We start from the raw sequence: 15,967 nt of genomic DNA, 5'->3' as shown, positions 1-15,967 counted from the left end.
TTTTTGTTTGGAGAACATGACACAAGCAATCTATTTTTGATCAACCTGCCTAAACGCTTTTGCAAGTTGGCTTAAACTCTTGATTTGTTTGCCATAACGGCGGCAGGAACGACAAGCCAATACATGTAGCTGTAGATGTGTCTGCTCAAGTCGTAATAATGGCCTATCCTGCTTTTCGGATAATAACTGGGTGGCTTGGCGGCATGTCAACATGAACAATCCTCCTGCAATAACCATTTATTTTCTAAACATTCACGTAACCGTGTTCGGCTGCGATACATCAATACATTAAAATGTGAAACTGTCAGTTCAAGTTTCTCACAAATTTCAGTGCTACTCAGCTCAATCATTTCACGCAGCATAAATACCTGCGCATATTTAGCAGGTAGATGATTGAGACAAGCATCAAAGATTATCCAGAAATCTTGTTGCTCCATCATCTCTTCTGGGCTTAGCCAAGCTTGTGGCGCTTCATATTTATGCCAATGCCCTGAAGCATCAAATAAGGCTTCTATACTGAGTTCACTTTCTTCCTCGTTAAAGAGTTCACTCATACTGACTAAACGAGATTTCTGCCGAATCAAATCAATAATCTTATTTTTAAGAATCGCAAACACCCAAGTTTTAAAAGCCGCCCGTCCTGTAAATGAATCTAGATGTTGAAAGGCACTGGTCAGTGCTTCCTGAACCACATCTTCTGCCTGCGGCAATGAAGCAAGCTGCAAGACAGCAAATTTAATCATTTGCTGTCTTAAATCTTGTAAAAAAGCAGGATTGTGCAACTGATGAAGTAGATCATCATGATCTGGTGCTGAAGCTGAATTCATCCCTGTATCTCATCATTATTATGCGGAACGTGAATTAATCTTAACCGAGTTAAGAATGCTTTTAACCCATAGATTTGTAGTTGCACCTCCTCTTCATCAAAATCAGGAAGTACTGATTTAATCAATTGTTGTAGCGCTTGTTCAATGAACTTATTCTGTTGGATCAATTCGATCATCGCAGCGTATAAAGGTGACACGACCTCAACACAGACCTGATCAAGATCATCCCGCCATACCAGAGTAGCGCTTGGCACTGGTTCCACCTGTTCAAGCTTCATGGTTGTTGTCCAGCGATAAACAGGATATTGATAGGCCAATATCCATACTTGGGTAGTCAATTGCCAGTCTTGATCTTCTGTCAGAATCGGCATTTCGATTTCTACCGTATCTAAATAGAGTTCAAGCCATTCATATTGTAATAACTCTGCCAACCAAGGGAATTCTTGCAGTGCAGGATGTTGCTGGGTGCTTAAGTATTCTCGAAACTGTAAAGAAATATCATTGTATAACGGTGATTGGCACTGTGATTTCTGAAAAAACTCTGCTAATAACGGTTGCCATTTCGGCTCCGTCAACATACTACGTGCAACAGGAAATGCCAAGTTGATAAATGAACCAACATTATTAAATAGCAAATCCCGATAGACCTGCATACGGTTCACTGCAAAGTTTTGAGGTGGCTCTAATTCAGGATCACGAATCCAGTCACAAAACTGTCGCTGCGTGGTATGAAAGGAGATTGGCTTTGCCTTCATCACGACCCTCCTGCTGCATATTTTTGATACTGGTCAATTCATCTTGTAACTGTTGCCAGGATGGAATGTTAAAGTCTCGTTCCAGTAAGGTGGGTTTAACTCCACAAACCTGATAGGTATATCCAAGGAGTTGCCAAACTGGATCACTAATTTCAGCACCATGGGTGTCGATCAACAGGTTTTGTTCAACTTGTTGATGTCCCGCAATATGTAAATAACGAATTCGCTCTTTCGGCATTGCGTCAATAAATGCATAAGCATCACTGCCATGATTCACGCTATTCACATAGACATTATTCACATCCAGTAGTAATTCACAGTCTGCTTTGAGCAGTACTTCACGTACAAATTCAGCTTCACGCATTTCTGCATTGGGCATTAAATAGGTGGTAACATTTTCGATCACCAGTCGCTGTCCTAAAATATCTTGCACACGTAAAATTCGTTCAGCTACATATTTAACCGCTGCTTGTGTCATCGGAATCGGTAATAAATCATATAAATAACCACCATCATGGGTATAACTTAAATGTTCTGAATAAATCGGTACTTGATAACGTTGTAGAAAATTTTTAACTTGTTGGATAAATTCATAATTAAGAGGATGCGGCCCACCAATGGATAAAGACAGTCCATGACAGATTAAAGGCGCTTTCTCTACACATTGGGCTAAAAGTTTGGCATGCCGACCCGCAAAACCCATCCAGTTTTCAGGAGCCACTTCGATAAAATCGGGATGTGACTCAGCATTTATAAATTCATCAATAAATTCACGCCTTAGCCCAAGACCTACACCTAACAATTCAGCCATGCATACACTCCTTTTATTGAAATAATGTCGATCTAAGCTTTAGACCGACATCCCCCATGATCGAATGGTTTATTTGGCACCACACTTGCCGTCAGCCACTTTTTTATCAGCGCCGCATTTTGCATCAGCTGCTTTCTTGGCTGCGCCACACTTGGCATCCGCAGTTTTTTTTGCAGCACCACATTTGGCTTCAGCAGACTTTTGCTGTTGTTTTGCTTTATTGGCGCCACATTTCGCTTCACCGCACTTTCCATCAGCAGCTTTGCTTGCATGGGCTTCTGTTGCAGTTGTCGTTGCGGCAACGGTCACTTGGCTTACACCAGCAACTGATAATGCCAATAATGCTGCAACTGAGGTCATTGAATTAAGTTTGCTCATCGGTCTATTCCTTTTAAGGTAAATGCTCGGTTTGTACACAGGTACATAGAGTTAGACGGAGACAAACAGGATTTATTACAATGCAAATAAAAAAAATTTAATGTAAGAAATGCAATCCTCGCCCGACTAAAGATGAATCAATCCTATTCGGTGTGAAATGACCATGAAAAAAATTGTTTATTCTCTCGCTCAGCACTATCAAAACATTTGTACGGTACTCAAACATGCAGATGGCATTGCAGCACTTGCCTTGCGTTGCTACTTAGTTCCGATCTTTTGGATGGCAGGCACAAATAAGCTCATGCATTTTCAAAATACAGTGGAATGGTTTGGCAATAGCGATTGGGGCTTAGCTTTGCCTTTTCCCTATCTGATGGCAACATTAGCAACTTCGACCGAACTCGCAGGCGCGATTCTTTTAGCCCTCGGTCTTTTTACCCGCTTAATCAGTATCCCATTGATCATCACCATGTTCGTGGCTATCGTTACAGTTCATCTACCAAATGGCTGGCAGGCTATAGCAGATCCGAATGCACCCTTTGCCAATCCTCAAGTCTTGGCCTCCGCTGAGAAATTGGAAAAGGCACGAGAAATTTTAGAAAACTATGGCAATTATGATTGGCTAACATCAAGCGGTTCATTGGTCATACTGAATAATGGAATTGAGTTTGCAGTGACTTATCTGATTATGCTGATTGCACTGATAGTCCTCGGTGGTGGTCGTTATTTCAGTGTAGATTTTTGGCTTAAACAAAAGATAATGAAGCATCTTTCCTAAAATCAAATTCAACATGCATAATGCTATTATTTTTAAAAGTTAATTGGTTAATGTCGAGAAGCTGACAGCAATATTACAATTTTGTCATTTATAAAACTCTCATTCTCTTTAACGCTAAAATGACACGATAAAACTTTAGGCGCGATGAAAGCATGCGAATACTTCTAGTTGAAGATGAACAAAAAACGGGTGACTATCTGCAAAAAGGCTTAACCGAAGCTGGTTATGTGACGGATTGGAGTCAGGATGGTATCTCAGGTTTACATCTTGCTGTAACGGAACAATATGACCTGATTATTTTGGATGTGATGCTACCGAAACTGGATGGCTGGAAAATCCTCACTGAAATTCGTAAAGTAAATACTTTCCTCCCAGTGCTGTTTCTTACGGCCAAAGACCAGATTGAAGATCGAGTCAAAGGCTTAGAACTCGGTGCAGATGATTTCCTGATTAAACCCTTTGCCTTTGCTGAATTACTCGCACGGATTAAAACTCTATTAAAACGTGGGCAAATTAAAGAAGAGCAAACCTTCTATGCCGTTGCAGATTTACATCTTGATTTGATTAAACGGCGTGTGGTGCGCTCTGGACAACGGATTGACCTGACCGCCAAAGAGTTTTCATTATTAGAACTATTTATGCGCCGTCAAGGTGAAGTCTTGCCTAAATCACTGATTGCTGCACTGGTTTGGGATATCAATTTTGATAGTGATACCAACGTGGTCGAAGTCGCAATTCGTCGATTGAGAAATAAAATTGATACCGATTTTAGCCCCAAACTGATTAGAAACATTCGTGGCATGGGCTATGTCCTAGAGATCGAAGATGAGAAATAAGTTATTCCGTTCAATTGGCTTTCGAATCAGTTTTATTTCTACCTTATTCACGACGCTGATCTTGATCGTCATGGGAATATTCGTCAATCAACATGTGGTCAATTATTTTTATCAACAAAACCAAAAAGAAATTGAAGGCAAAATTCAACTGATCGAAAATCTCTTCCAACAAAAACCAAGTAATTTTAAAGATGGTTTAGATGAAGCCTTGATTGGGCACGATAATCTGGTGATCCAGATCAAACTAGCAAATGGCCAAACCATTTATAACAAAAAGAATAACCATGCGGACCTGAGCCAATTGATTCAAAATAAAAATGGGCAATGGATTAACTGGAAAAATAAGGATCAGAATTATCAAGGTATCATGATCAATAAAAACCTTCGCTATGATCAAAGTAATCAAAACATGCAAATTATTGCTGCGATTGAAGTGACTGATAATTACTACTTCTTGCACTCTTTTAAACGGCAGTTACTGATGATTGGTCTACTCGGTGTGATTGGCCTGATGTTTTTAGGTTGGTTAGCCACTTGGCAAGGTCTTGGCCCGATTCGGAAAATGGCAAAACTGTCAGAAAACATTTCTGCAAATAATCTGTCCAACCGCCTTGATCTGAGTAATATACCAATTGAACTCACACCATTAGCAACTGCATTTAATGACATGCTGAATCGTTTAGAAATCTCAGTCGATAAACTTTCTGCATTCTCAAGTGATTTGGCCCATGAAATCAGAACGCCGATCAATAATCTCATGATGCAGACCCAAGTTTCCTTGACCAAGCCAAGAACCATTGAGCAATATCAAGATGTATTATTTTCAAACTTAGAAGAATATGAACATCTGGCAAAAATGATTTCAGATATGTTATTTCTTGCCAAATCGGATCACAATCTCGCATTGAAAAACAAAAAGGAAATCGATTTAAAGCAAGAAATGCGGGTACTGTTTGAATACTTTGAAGCCTTTGCCTCAGAAAAGCAGATACAGCTCAAGCAAACAGGTCAGGCATCTATTCAGGCCGAACCTGCGATGATTCGTAGAGCCTTTAATAATTTAATCTCGAATGCAATTAAATATGGCGAGTCAGACTCGACTTTAGAAGTCAGGCTCAGCCAAAATGATCAGCACTCGATCATTCAGATTAAAAACAAAGTGTCTGCTGAAATGCAGACTTTAAGCCCTTTGCAACTTTCTCGTTTCTTTGACCGCTTTTATCGCCTGGACTCATCACGACACAAGGCCGAAGATGGTACAGGTCTGGGGCTGGCCATTACCAAGTCGATTATCGAAATTCACGGCGCGGAAATTGATGTATTTATCGAAGGAGAAAATATTGTCTTTCGAATGATTTTTAAAGTCGAATGACTGCAACATATAAAGAACCCTACAATTTGGGAGAAATTGTAGGGTTCTTACAAAATTAAATCCTAGTTTGCCTGATTTTGACCATTGCCACCTTGTACAGTTGCATTACGCTCTTGGTTTTTTTCCAAGAACATTAAACCACCATCTGCATAACTTAAGCTCGCTGTTGTCGCAAATGATAGGATAAAGATGAGTTTAACCAATGCTTTCATTTCTATTCACCTATTCTCTCTTAACTTCCTATAGGATAGAACAGGCAGTCCAACAACAGCATGACCTGAAAATGACAATTTTGTCATTTCTATTGCAGGCTTAACCGTACAATTGACTCATCAAATATACAAGATCTCTCAATTCGATCTTATTATTTATCTAGGACTGTTAATAAATGAATAACTGCATCACCTGCCAATTGCATTGACTTTGGATCAACCTGCTCAATCGTATCACATGCTTTGTGATAACACGGCGCGAACTCAAGTTCATCCCCTTTCATTTGCTCATTAAACAAGATGACAGCAGTCACTGGAACTTTACCTAAGAACGGCGCTGTATCACTGGCAGTTAAGGTCGAAACATCTTCTTTAATTTTGAGATTTTTTGCTTTAAAAAACGCCTTAAGCGTTTCTTCTAATGCTAAATCACCGGCATGGCTCGGTAGACTACGCAAACCATCGAGTAAGGGCTTATAGTCCTGTTCCTGCATGCCACGCTCTTTTAACATTTTTTCCATCTCATCCACAGATGATTTATCTCCATCTGCAATCAATATTTCAGGATTTTTAGTGCCGACCATATCAAGATTGATATAAGCTTTAATCGATTTTAATTGTTCAGCAGTCAGCTTCCCCACATACGCTTGAGAACCCGCAATACCGACTTCTTCTGAGTCCCAGAATGCCAAATAAATGGTGTTTTTCGGCTGTATTTTTTGGCTCGATAATTGTGTCATCAAGTCGAGCAATAAGGCCACGCCTGATGCATTGTCATTGATGCCAGGCCCCATTTTGACCGAATCATAATGTGCACCGAGCAAGATCACGCTTTGTTTTGACTCCCCAGCAATTTTCACAATAATATTTTGGCCTTTGGTTTTTTCCCGATTTTCAAAAGTCTGAATCTCTGTTTTAAAACCTGCTTGCTTGGCTTGATTTAAAATATAGTCTGCACTTGCCAAGCCACCTTGCGTACCCACAGCACGATTGCCACCATGCTGTTTGGCAATTTGTTCAAAAGCCTGTAAATGCATCATCTGTACTGCATCCAGTTTTAAACCAGATTGACTGACAGCTTCTATTTTTTCTTTGGAATGTGGCTCGTTTTTTTGACAGCCACTGATTGCAAACATGCTACTTAAAACACAAACACCTAAAAATTTATTAAAAAACATAAAACAAATTTAAACCGTTTTTATAAAGTACGCTTAATACTAGATTTGCATCTGTGGATTTGCCATTTCAATTTGTATCATTTGTTCTTATCGATCTAATCAGAATGATATCGGTGTTTATTTCAAATGACAAACAAAGCCCATTCTCAATGAAACGGGCTTTGTACTGAGACCGAGGTTATTTTAGTGATGATTTAAACCACTAAAAATCTGTTCTAATACTTGCCCAATCGCCAATATTTCATGATCCGTATGCGGTAAACCATCAATTTCCAATCCAATTGGTAATTTTGATTTTTCTCCAACACCAATCGGCAAACTTAGCCCTGGTAAACCAATATTACTGCCTGGGTCGGTATTACGAATAAGTGCTTGAAAGTTTTCAACTGAACTCACTTGCTCATTTGCCAGTGGCGCAACCATGGCTGAGGTTGGAAAAACTAAGGCATCTAGTTGATGATCTTGAAAAGTTTTCTGATATAGCGCAAGCAATTGAGGGCGAGCCTGTATAATCGCATCATGATATAAAGGTTCGACCGCTACAGACTGCCCTGTTTGATCTACAATCAATTCAGGTAAAATATTCTGCTTAAATAGTTGCTGCACATCGGGGCTTGAAATTTGCTCCACAATAGCATCTATATCTATTCCGATTTCATGTTTCTTTAAATATTCAATCAGATCATATTTGCCTTCGTAGATTACTACAGGAAATGAAATACGATGATTCAGTTGCTCTAACTCAGGCATGTCTACACTGATGATTTCAATTCCAGCATTTTTTAAAAGCTGTAGTGCTTGATGTGCTTGCAGTTGTACATCTTGGTCCAAATTTTGCCAAAAATAAGCACAGAGCCCAAGTCTAATCCGCTGCTTAGGCATAGTAAACGGTATCTTCTGCTGGGTAATCACTTGGTCAATCAGCATAATGTCTGCTACTGAATGTGCCATAGGGCCTGCAGTATCACGAGTATGGGAAATGGGGGTAATCCCCTCTTGAGCATAGCGTCCAACCGTGGGACGAAAACCAACACAACCATTCAAGGCACTGGGTAATCTGACCGAAGCTCCTGTATCCGTTCCGATTGCAATAGGAACCATACCTGCTGCTACAGCAACGGCACTGCCAGAAGAAGAGCCGCCCGCAATATGTTGAGGGTTGGCTGCATTGCGTGTGCCAATCACACCCTCAATATGCATTGCCGTATTATAGCCTGTGACGCCAAAGGCCAGCTCATGCATATTGGCTTTCCCAACAATAATGGCTCCTTGATCAATCAATACTTGAATCACGGGTGCTGTTGCTTTGGGTCTGAATCCTATTAAAGCAGGAGTTCCCGCTGTATTGGCGAAACCTGCAACATGAATATTATCTTTGACTGCAATTAATACGCCGATCAATGCAGGACAAGGCTTCCCTTCCGCAATAGATTGATCCCAAAACTGAGCCTGCTGAATCGCTGCCGCTTGATCAAGGCTGATAAAAGCATTTAAAGACCGTTGTGCATCAATCTTTTCAAAATAATGGTCTACCAATTGTTCGCAAGAAACTTTTCGATCACGAACCAAAGCTGTAATTTCCTTGATTGTCACTCTATGCAGTTGAAATTCTTGGTCCTGATCTACTTTTTCATTCACATTTAACATTTTGACTTAAAATCCATTTAAGTAATTATTTTTATAATTTGTACCGTTTTAAATCTATTGAATATCCTCAAAATTGAGGAGATCATTAAGAATGAATCAATAAAGCCATTTCTGTACGGTTATGACAACCTATTTTTTTCATGGCACTTTTAAGATGCGTCCTGACGGTAGTGAAGCCAATATCCAGTAAATTGGCAACATGTTTATCACTCAATCCCTTACTCACTAATATGACCACCTCTTCCTCCCGCTGGGTCAAACCGTATTGAGTTGATAAACCTATCGCTAAGGCTTGGGTCATATAAGGTTCAAGCAAGTTTAAAATTCTCTTTTCTCGTTCACTAAACATCGCTGAATCTTGAGCACGCCAAATACGCAAATCACCTAGATCTATCCCATCTCGAACAAAATAGATATTTACCCCATGATACAGACCATAAGGGCGTAGAAACTCATTGTAATAATCCGTTTTTTTTAGTTCTGATAGAGAAATGATTTCATTAACGAAAGTTGCTTGTTGCCGTTCCCGCAGCCGAGACGTAATCGGGTCATCGTGCTGCCAAATACGGTCATATTCCACAATCGCTTTAGGGTCGATCCGCCACATAAGGCCTTGTTTGGATAAATGCTGTTTTGCATCCCAAATATAAGATGCTGCAAAATCAGCGCGCAATAAAGTCGCGATATCAGCCAGAATGTTTTGCCTTAAAGTTCCCTGACCTTTTTCTGAACCTAATTTCCACATAATTTCAGATAAAAGCGTAAATTCTGATGAACTTAAATCGTGTTCCAAAAGCATAGCATGCTACCTTTCTATCTTCCCGACACCTGTCCACTCTAGAATAAAGATGAACAGTTATTCCCTTTCGTCTTCCTTTATCTTTTATATGTCACTGAGCCATTATTTTCTACACTTTATTTTTTAATCGGCTTGCATGTGGTGTTTTGCCGTACCAACGTTTATAAGCATGTATAAAACTGGCGGGTTCAGCATAAGCTAACCATTCTGAGATTTGCTCAATCGAAGTTTGGGTTGAAGACAAATATAAATCTGCCAGAATTTTTCGGATATCCTCCCTGATTTTAATAAAGGTGGTTTGTTCGTGAGCTAAATAACGCCGTAAGGTTCGGGAGTTTAGGCATAAACGATTCGCAACCTCTTCCATTGAAGGAATTTCCCCTCTACTATTCATTAAGATTTGCTGAACTTGCTCAGTATATTTTTTTTGAGATTGCCGCTTGTCCAATATTTGTTGGCATTGTTGTTCAGCTGAATGTAACACCAGCTCATTAGCCATACTGAGCTTTTGATCTATTTTTTCGGCATTTAATACAACAAAGTTTTTTGATCCACCAAATTCGGGTGTAATCCCAAATAACTCTCGATAAGACTGAATTTCTGCATGAGGCTGAAAAGCAAATACGACTTTTTGGCACAGATGCTCTCGAATCAGATCTTGTTGAACTGTAATCAAGGCAGCAACATCTCGCTCAATAATAAATTGCCATAAAACTTGCGGAATCCTTTCATCAACCACAATTTCGATTTGAATATTACCAGTCTCTGGGTGTTCTGATACGAGAAACTGACTAAAAGCAAAAGATAAAGGAAAATAAGCCAAAGCAAAGTTAAGTGCTTCACGAATATTCGCACTGCTAATCAAGCCTAAACCTAAACAGCCAAAGGCAGTAAAGTGATAACGCTGGCCAACGGCTAAGCCAAGGGACGGTCTCTGTCCAAATTTTTCGACTAAATTACCGATAAGCTGTAATTCTTGCTGTCCAGTTACCAGCATATTCGGATCGAGTAGCTGTTGCTGTTCCAGTCCTGTTCCCTTGAGGATCTGTGCATGACTCACGCCCAGTTCAGAAGCAAAATCTGCCATGAGACGAACACTGTGGATACTACGTTCATATGTCCATAAGTACTTCAAGCATATTTCTCAATGTCCGCTAATCACAATATTTTGTCCTCATCCATCCTCTAAATCAATGCATGAAACGATTATTCTGCGAGCTATACATGATTTTTTTTACTCGAGTCAGTTATGTTGAAACAACAATTATCTTCAAATAAAAATATTCGTATCGCCATTATTGGAACAGGATTTGGTGGTTTAGGCTTGGCGATTCAACTGAAACTTGCTGGATTTGAACAATTTACTTTATTTGAAAAAGCCAATGATGTGGGTGGTGTCTGGCGTGACAATACTTATCCTGGCGCTGCTTGTGATGTCCCTTCTCACCTGTATTCTTTTTCTTTTGAACAGGAACTTGGCTGGAAAAATCGTTATGGTTCATCACAGGAAATTCACCAATATTTGAAACATTGCACTGAGAAATATCAGCTTTATCCGCATATCCAGTTTAATACTGAAATTGCCAGTGCGGACTTTGATGCAACACAAGGTGTTTGGCATATCCAAACGCTAACAGGAGAAAAATTCGAGGCAGAATTTCTGATTGCAGCTGTAGGCCAACTCAATCGACCAGCCTATCCTAAAATTAAAGGACTGGACACATTTCAGGGCAAAAGCTTTCATTCAGCGCGCTGGGATCATGACTATGATTTAAATAATAAACGTGTAGCTGTGATTGGTACGGGTGCCAGTGCGATTCAGTTTGTGCCTGAAATTGCTAAGCAAGTCGCCCACTTAGATATCTATCAACGTTCTGCACCCTATGTCATTCCCAAGCCAGATCGTATTTATTCAAAATTGGAACGAAAAGTTTTCCAAAAACTACCGATTCTGCAAAGCCTTGATCGCGTGTTTCAATACAGCTATAACGAAATTCGCCTTAAGAGCTTTACTGCAACCTTGAATGAAATTCCTTTGGCGGAATATATTTTTCAGCGGCATATCCGCGAAGAAATCAAGGATCCTCATTTTCGCCACCGTCTGATGCCCGATTACCCGATTGGTTGTAAACGTATTCTGATTTCTAATCATTGGTATCGAAGTCTGGTTCGCCCCAATGTCGAGGTGATCAATACCGCAATTCAGGAAGTCACTGAAACAGGTATTATCGATAAAGATGGGAAAGCACGTGAAGTCGATGCCATTATTTATGGTACAGGTTTTGCTGCAACTGAGTTTATGGCACCGATGCAAATTACTGGACTCAATGGCAAGACCCTCAAACAACAATGGGCCGATGGTGCAGAAGCGTATTTAGGCTTAACTGTGAGCGGTTTCCCTAATTTCTTCATGCTGTATGGCCCAAATACCAATCTTGGGCATAACTCAATCGTGTATATGATCGAAAGTCAGGTGAACTATATTCTGGATGCAATTCAGACCCATATCCAAAACAATTTATCCTTTACCGACCTGAAAGGTGAAATCCAGACCCAGTTTAATCAGGAAATCCAAGAAAGAATGAAGTCAACCATGTGGTCACAAGGTTGCACCAGTTGGTATCAAACCGCGACAGGGAAAAATACCAATAATTGGCCGGGTTTCACATTGGAATATCGTCAGCGCACGCGTCGTTTTGATCTGGAAAATTATACTCAAATTGCAAAATCCTCACCGACGGCTGTTCAGATACAAGCTTTAGAAAAACAAATGGCGGTTTAAATGAAATCATTCAATAACAAAGTTGCAGCCATTACAGGCGCAGGTTCAGGAATCGGTCAGGCACTTGCAATTGCATTGGCAAAACAAGGCTGCCATCTGGCTTTATCAGATGTAAATGAGTTCGGTCTGGCCAAAACCCAAACTTTATTAAAGTCATATCCAGTCAAAATTACAGTACAAATGCTTGATGTCGCTAATCGTCAAGACATGGCAAATTGGGCTAAAAGCGTGGTTGAACAGCATCAGCAAGTCAATCTGATCTTTAATAATGCGGGAGTTGCCATCGGCAGCACCGCTGAAGGCGTTAGCTATGAAGATCTTGAATGGTTGATTGGGATTAATTTTTGGGGTGTGGTATACGGCACCAAAGAGTTTTTACCCTATCTAAAACAAAGTGGTGATGGACATGTCATTAATATTTCAAGTATGTTTGGGCTGACGGCGCAGCCCACTCAAAGTGCTTATAACGCGAGTAAATTTGCAGTTCGCGGCTTTACCGAGTCTTTACGTCAAGAACTCGATATACAAGATTCAGGCGTGAGTGCAACCTGCGTACATCCAGGTGGAATTCGGACCAATATTGCGAAAGCTGCGCGGATTAATAACAGTGTCGAAATGTTAGGGATGGATCCTGTGAAAAGTCAGCAGGCTTTCGACAAAATTTTAAGAACACCCGCTGATGAAGCAGCAAATCAGATTCTTAGCGCCGTGCTCAAAAATAAACGTCGCCTCCTCATTGGTGCAGATGCCAAAGCTGTAGATCTCTTGCAACGAATTCTGCCGCAGGGGTATCAAAAGATATTTGCCACAGCCACTGCCTTACAAGCGAAATTTTTACAATAAATTAAGTTTTTCTATGGATTGACTTGTATCTGATCAAGCTAAGGGTCAATCCATGGATTGCTATCTTTTCCTATAAAGCCGATAGAAACATAATGACTCAGAATAAATAGATGAATAGGACCAGTTTTAATCCTGTTCAAAGTACAATTCTTTCTTCGCATTTATAAATAACAGCCTAAAAGTTGATAAATCTGCTTGACCTTCCCATAATGTCAAGGTCTATGCTGAAAGCAATCAGATCATCTCTATAGGTATAACTTATGGAAACGCAAACAAAAACATCGCCGAATAATATGAAAGTCAGCCTGCAGGTTGAAGGTATGACCTGTGCCAGTTGTGTCGGCCGAGTTGAAACCGCGCTCAACAAAGTTGACGGCGTCCAATCTGCCTCCGTAAATTTAGCCACAGAACGTGCAGATATTACCCTTGCCAAACCTGTCGATCGACAGATACTGATTCAAGCGATTGAACAAACAGGTTATGACGTCCCTGCCAGCAAGGTCGAGTTATCGATTGAAGGCATGACCTGTGCTTCATGTGTTAGTCGTGTTGAAAAAGCCCTGAATGCGGTGAGTGGCGTAGAAACAGCCAATGTCAATTTAGCCACAGAACGCGCTACCGTAACAGGTACAGCTAGCGTGGAAAACTTAATCGCAGCCATCGATAAAGCGGGTTACGATGCCAAAGAGATTCAAGCATCCATTCCAGATCAAAGCGAACAACTCGAGAAAAAAGATCAAGAAAGAGCTGAGCTTAAGCGAAACTTGATTATTGCGACAGTTTTAGCATTGCCTGTGTTTATTTTGGAAATGGGCTCTCATTTAATACCAGGTGTTCATCATCTGATTGAACAAACCATCGGTATGCAAAATAGTTGGTATCTCCAATTCATTTTAACCAGCTTGGTCCTGATTATTCCGGGTCGCCGTTTTTATAGCAAAGGTCTCCCTGCTTTATTCCGTTTAGCACCAGATATGAACTCTTTGGTCGCAGTCGGCACATTAGCAGCCTATCTATTTTCTTTGGTTGCGACTTTTACACCAAATTTGCTTCCCGCTGGAACGGTAAATGTCTATTACGAAGCCGCCGCTGTGATTGTGGCTTTAATCTTGCTCGGTCGCTTTCTTGAAGCCAAGGCCAAAGGTCGAACATCAGAAGCCATTCAGCGTTTAGTCAGCCTACAAGCAAAAGTTGCCCATGTTTCACGTGATAATCAGGTGGTCGATATTCCGATCGATCAAGTGCTTGCGGGCGATTTCGTGATTGTAAAGCCGGGTGAAAGAATTCCTGTTGATGGTGAAGTGATTGAAGGCCAAAGCTTTGTCGATGAATCAATGATTACTGGTGAACCGATTCCTGTTGAGAAAAACGTCGGCAACCAAGTGGTGGGTGGAACCATTAACCAGAATGGTACTTTAAGTTTTAAAGCAGTTGCTGTCGGTGGCGATACCATGCTGGCGCAGATCATTCGTCTGGTCGAGCAAGCGCAAGGCTCTAAAATGCCGATTCAAGCTGTGGTCGATAAAGTGACCTTATGGTTTGTACCTGCGGTAATGATTGCTGCACTACTCACCTTCCTTGTCTGGCTAATTTTTGGTCCTTCTCCTGCATTAACCTTTGCATTGGTCAATGCCGTTGCGGTACTGATTATTGCATGTCCGTGTGCGATGGGCTTGGCAACACCAACATCGATTATGGTTGGTACTGGACGTGGTGCAGAACTTGGCATCCTATTCCGTAAAGGTGAAGCATTACAGTTGTTAAAAGATGCCCAAGTGGTTGCGGTGGATAAAACAGGTACCTTAACTGAAGGTCATCCAGTACTCACTGATTTCGAGGTAACAGCAGCCTTTGAGCGAAATGAGGTGCTTAGTCGAGTTGCAGCTGTTGAATCTCTTTCAGAACATCCGATTGCCAAAGCGATTGTCGATGCAGCTAAAAATGAAGGTCTGTCACTCGCAAAAGTTGATCGCTTTGATTCAGTGACGGGTATGGGTGTCAATGCTACTGTAAATGAAAACCAGAACATCTATATTGGTGCAGACCGTTATATGACTGAACTTGGACTGGATATCACGCCATTTTCCCATACAGCACAACGTTTGGGCGATGAAGGTAAATCTCCGCTCTATGTGGCGATTGATGGCACTTTGGCAGGGATTATTGCAGTTGCCGATCCAATCAAAGACACCACTCCTACTGCCATTCAAGCACTACATCAACTGGGTCTAAAAGTCGCCATGATTACCGGTGACAATGCGCGTACCGCACATGCGATTGCCAAACAACTCGGGATTGATGAAGTGATTGCCGAAGTTCTACCTGAGGGTAAAGTCAATGCCGTACAGGAATTGAAAGCAAAATATGGCAATATTGCCTTTGTGGGTGACGGTATTAATGATGCACCAGCATTGGCTCAAGCCGATGTGGGTCTTGCGATTGGAACAGGTACAGATGTTGCAATTGAATCTGCGGATGTCGTACTGATGTCTGGGAACTTGCAAGGCGTTGCCAATGCAATTGCCCTCTCTAAAGCAACCATTGGCAATATTCATCAAAACTTATTCTGGGCCTTCGCTTATAACACCTTATTGATCCCTGTGGCTGCGGGTGTGTTGTACCCAGCGTATGGCATCCTGATGTCTCCGATTTTTGCCGCAGCGGCAATGGCACTTTCAAGTGTGTTTGTACTGGGTAATGCCTTACGTTTACGCCGTTTCCAACCGCCATCTGTAGCTAGAGGCTAATG

General features: G+C 41.0%; 16 protein-coding genes. 6 read left to right on the top strand and 10 right to left on the bottom strand.

Translation table 11 applies throughout. The features are described 5' to 3' along the window. Positions 1–30: 30 nt before the first annotated feature. The 5 genes from V6E90_RS06690 to V6E90_RS06670 all read right to left on the bottom strand — a co-directional run bounded on the left by V6E90_RS06690 (position 31) and on the right by V6E90_RS06670 (position 2,771). Entirely contained in the window at positions 31–213 is a 183-nt protein-coding gene (locus V6E90_RS06690) for a zf-HC2 domain-containing protein (protein WP_065341970.1), read from the bottom strand. After that, positions 207–827 carry an RNA polymerase factor sigma-70 gene (locus tag V6E90_RS06685; protein ID WP_332604883.1) on the bottom strand — a complete coding sequence of 207 codons (621 nt, stop codon included), beginning with the start codon at positions 825–827 and terminating at the stop codon, positions 207–209. The genes V6E90_RS06690 and V6E90_RS06685 overlap by 7 nt, the downstream gene beginning before the upstream one ends. After that, complete coding sequence (locus tag V6E90_RS06680; RefSeq protein WP_332604882.1) at positions 824–1,582, bottom strand: HvfC family RiPP maturation protein; 759 nt, start codon at positions 1,580–1,582, stop codon at positions 824–826. Before V6E90_RS06680 ends, V6E90_RS06685 begins: the two co-directional genes overlap by 4 nt. Continuing rightward, the gene (locus V6E90_RS06675; protein ID WP_332604881.1) at positions 1,533–2,393 is read right to left on the bottom strand and encodes an HvfB family MNIO-type RiPP peptide maturase; all 861 of its coding nucleotides are present in this window, start codon (positions 2,391–2,393) and stop codon (positions 1,533–1,535) included. The genes V6E90_RS06680 and V6E90_RS06675 overlap by 50 nt, the downstream gene beginning before the upstream one ends. A gap of 69 nt (positions 2,394–2,462) precedes the next feature. Then, positions 2,463–2,771: an HvfA family oxazolone/thioamide-modified RiPP metallophore gene (locus tag V6E90_RS06670; RefSeq protein WP_065341974.1), complete on the bottom strand. Its 309-nt coding sequence runs from the start codon at positions 2,769–2,771 to the stop codon at positions 2,463–2,465. Positions 2,772–2,934: 163 nt separating this feature from the next. On the opposite strand from V6E90_RS06670, the gene V6E90_RS06665 reads away from it, so the two are divergent. From V6E90_RS06665 to V6E90_RS06655, 3 genes are all read left to right on the top strand, one after another. Then, entirely contained in the window at positions 2,935–3,549 is a 615-nt protein-coding gene (locus V6E90_RS06665; RefSeq protein ID WP_332604880.1) for an HvfX family Cu-binding RiPP maturation protein, read from the top strand. Between the two features lie 152 nt (positions 3,550–3,701). After that, positions 3,702–4,385, top strand: a complete 684-nt coding sequence (locus tag V6E90_RS06660; RefSeq protein WP_004653555.1) for a heavy metal response regulator transcription factor — start codon at positions 3,702–3,704, stop codon at positions 4,383–4,385. Further along, positions 4,375–5,757, top strand: a complete 1,383-nt coding sequence (locus V6E90_RS06655) for a heavy metal sensor histidine kinase (RefSeq protein ID WP_332604879.1) — start codon at positions 4,375–4,377, stop codon at positions 5,755–5,757. Before V6E90_RS06660 ends, V6E90_RS06655 begins: the two co-directional genes overlap by 11 nt. A gap of 62 nt (positions 5,758–5,819) precedes the next feature. On the opposite strand, the gene V6E90_RS06650 is transcribed toward V6E90_RS06655, so the two are convergent. From V6E90_RS06650 to V6E90_RS06630, 5 genes are all read right to left on the bottom strand, one after another. Further along, complete coding sequence (locus V6E90_RS06650; RefSeq protein ID WP_016540074.1) at positions 5,820–5,969, bottom strand: hypothetical protein; 150 nt, start codon at positions 5,967–5,969, stop codon at positions 5,820–5,822. 152 nt (positions 5,970–6,121) lie between these two features. Beyond that, complete coding sequence (locus tag V6E90_RS06645) at positions 6,122–7,147, bottom strand: M20/M25/M40 family metallo-hydrolase (protein WP_332604878.1); 1,026 nt, start codon at positions 7,145–7,147, stop codon at positions 6,122–6,124. 183 nt (positions 7,148–7,330) lie between these two features. Continuing rightward, positions 7,331–8,794 (bottom strand): indoleacetamide hydrolase, encoded by a 1,464-nt coding sequence (iaaH, locus tag V6E90_RS06640; RefSeq protein WP_332604877.1) that lies wholly within the window; start codon positions 8,792–8,794, stop codon positions 7,331–7,333. A gap of 85 nt (positions 8,795–8,879) precedes the next feature. Then, positions 8,880–9,593, bottom strand: a complete 714-nt coding sequence (locus V6E90_RS06635) for a response regulator transcription factor (protein ID WP_332604876.1) — start codon at positions 9,591–9,593, stop codon at positions 8,880–8,882. 109 nt (positions 9,594–9,702) lie between these two features. Continuing rightward, on the bottom strand, positions 9,703–10,728 hold the full coding sequence (locus V6E90_RS06630; RefSeq protein ID WP_032860364.1) for an AraC family transcriptional regulator: 1,026 nt from the start codon (positions 10,726–10,728) through the stop codon (positions 9,703–9,705). Between the two features lie 114 nt (positions 10,729–10,842). Between V6E90_RS06630 and V6E90_RS06625 the strand changes: the two genes are divergently transcribed. From V6E90_RS06625 to V6E90_RS06615, 3 genes are all read left to right on the top strand, one after another. Continuing rightward, the gene (locus V6E90_RS06625) at positions 10,843–12,375 is read left to right on the top strand and encodes a flavin-containing monooxygenase (protein WP_332604875.1); all 1,533 of its coding nucleotides are present in this window, start codon (positions 10,843–10,845) and stop codon (positions 12,373–12,375) included. Further along, entirely contained in the window at positions 12,376–13,218 is an 843-nt protein-coding gene (locus V6E90_RS06620) for an SDR family NAD(P)-dependent oxidoreductase (RefSeq protein WP_332604874.1), read from the top strand. A 260-nt stretch (positions 13,219–13,478) separates the two neighbouring features. Then, the gene (locus V6E90_RS06615; protein WP_332604873.1) at positions 13,479–15,965 is read left to right on the top strand and encodes a heavy metal translocating P-type ATPase; all 2,487 of its coding nucleotides are present in this window, start codon (positions 13,479–13,481) and stop codon (positions 15,963–15,965) included. Positions 15,966–15,967 lie beyond the last annotated feature (2 nt).

The sequence above is a fragment of the Acinetobacter sp. ESBL14 genome (assembly GCF_036668815.1).
Lineage (GTDB): Bacteria > Pseudomonadota > Gammaproteobacteria > Pseudomonadales > Moraxellaceae > Acinetobacter > Acinetobacter gyllenbergii.
The sequence above is the reverse complement of the archived record's forward strand: the minus strand, read 5'-3'. Positions and strand labels throughout refer to the sequence as shown.

Coding starts and splice junctions, on each gene's coding strand:
- V6E90_RS06690 (WP_065341970.1), bottom strand. CDS start 213: ATGTTGACATGCCGCCAAGCCACCCAGTTATTATCCGAAAAGCAGGAT.
- V6E90_RS06625 (WP_332604875.1), top strand. CDS start 10,843: ATGTTGAAACAACAATTATCTTCAAATAAAAATATTCGTATCGCCATT.
- V6E90_RS06680 (WP_332604882.1), bottom strand. CDS start 1,582: ATGAAGGCAAAGCCAATCTCCTTTCATACCACGCAGCGACAGTTTTGT.
- V6E90_RS06655 (WP_332604879.1), top strand. CDS start 4,375: ATGAGAAATAAGTTATTCCGTTCAATTGGCTTTCGAATCAGTTTTATT.
- V6E90_RS06660 (WP_004653555.1), top strand. CDS start 3,702: ATGCGAATACTTCTAGTTGAAGATGAACAAAAAACGGGTGACTATCTG.
- V6E90_RS06650 (WP_016540074.1), bottom strand. CDS start 5,969: ATGAAAGCATTGGTTAAACTCATCTTTATCCTATCATTTGCGACAACA.
- V6E90_RS06635 (WP_332604876.1), bottom strand. CDS start 9,593: ATGCTTTTGGAACACGATTTAAGTTCATCAGAATTTACGCTTTTATCT.
- V6E90_RS06670 (WP_065341974.1), bottom strand. CDS start 2,771: ATGAGCAAACTTAATTCAATGACCTCAGTTGCAGCATTATTGGCATTA.
- V6E90_RS06645 (WP_332604878.1), bottom strand. CDS start 7,147: ATGTTTTTTAATAAATTTTTAGGTGTTTGTGTTTTAAGTAGCATGTTT.
- V6E90_RS06665 (WP_332604880.1), top strand. CDS start 2,935: ATGAAAAAAATTGTTTATTCTCTCGCTCAGCACTATCAAAACATTTGT.
- V6E90_RS06620 (WP_332604874.1), top strand. CDS start 12,376: ATGAAATCATTCAATAACAAAGTTGCAGCCATTACAGGCGCAGGTTCA.
- V6E90_RS06675 (WP_332604881.1), bottom strand. CDS start 2,393: ATGGCTGAATTGTTAGGTGTAGGTCTTGGGCTAAGGCGTGAATTTATT.
- iaaH (WP_332604877.1), bottom strand. CDS start 8,794: ATGTTAAATGTGAATGAAAAAGTAGATCAGGACCAAGAATTTCAACTG.
- V6E90_RS06685 (WP_332604883.1), bottom strand. CDS start 827: ATGAATTCAGCTTCAGCACCAGATCATGATGATCTACTTCATCAGTTG.
- V6E90_RS06615 (WP_332604873.1), top strand. CDS start 13,479: ATGGAAACGCAAACAAAAACATCGCCGAATAATATGAAAGTCAGCCTG.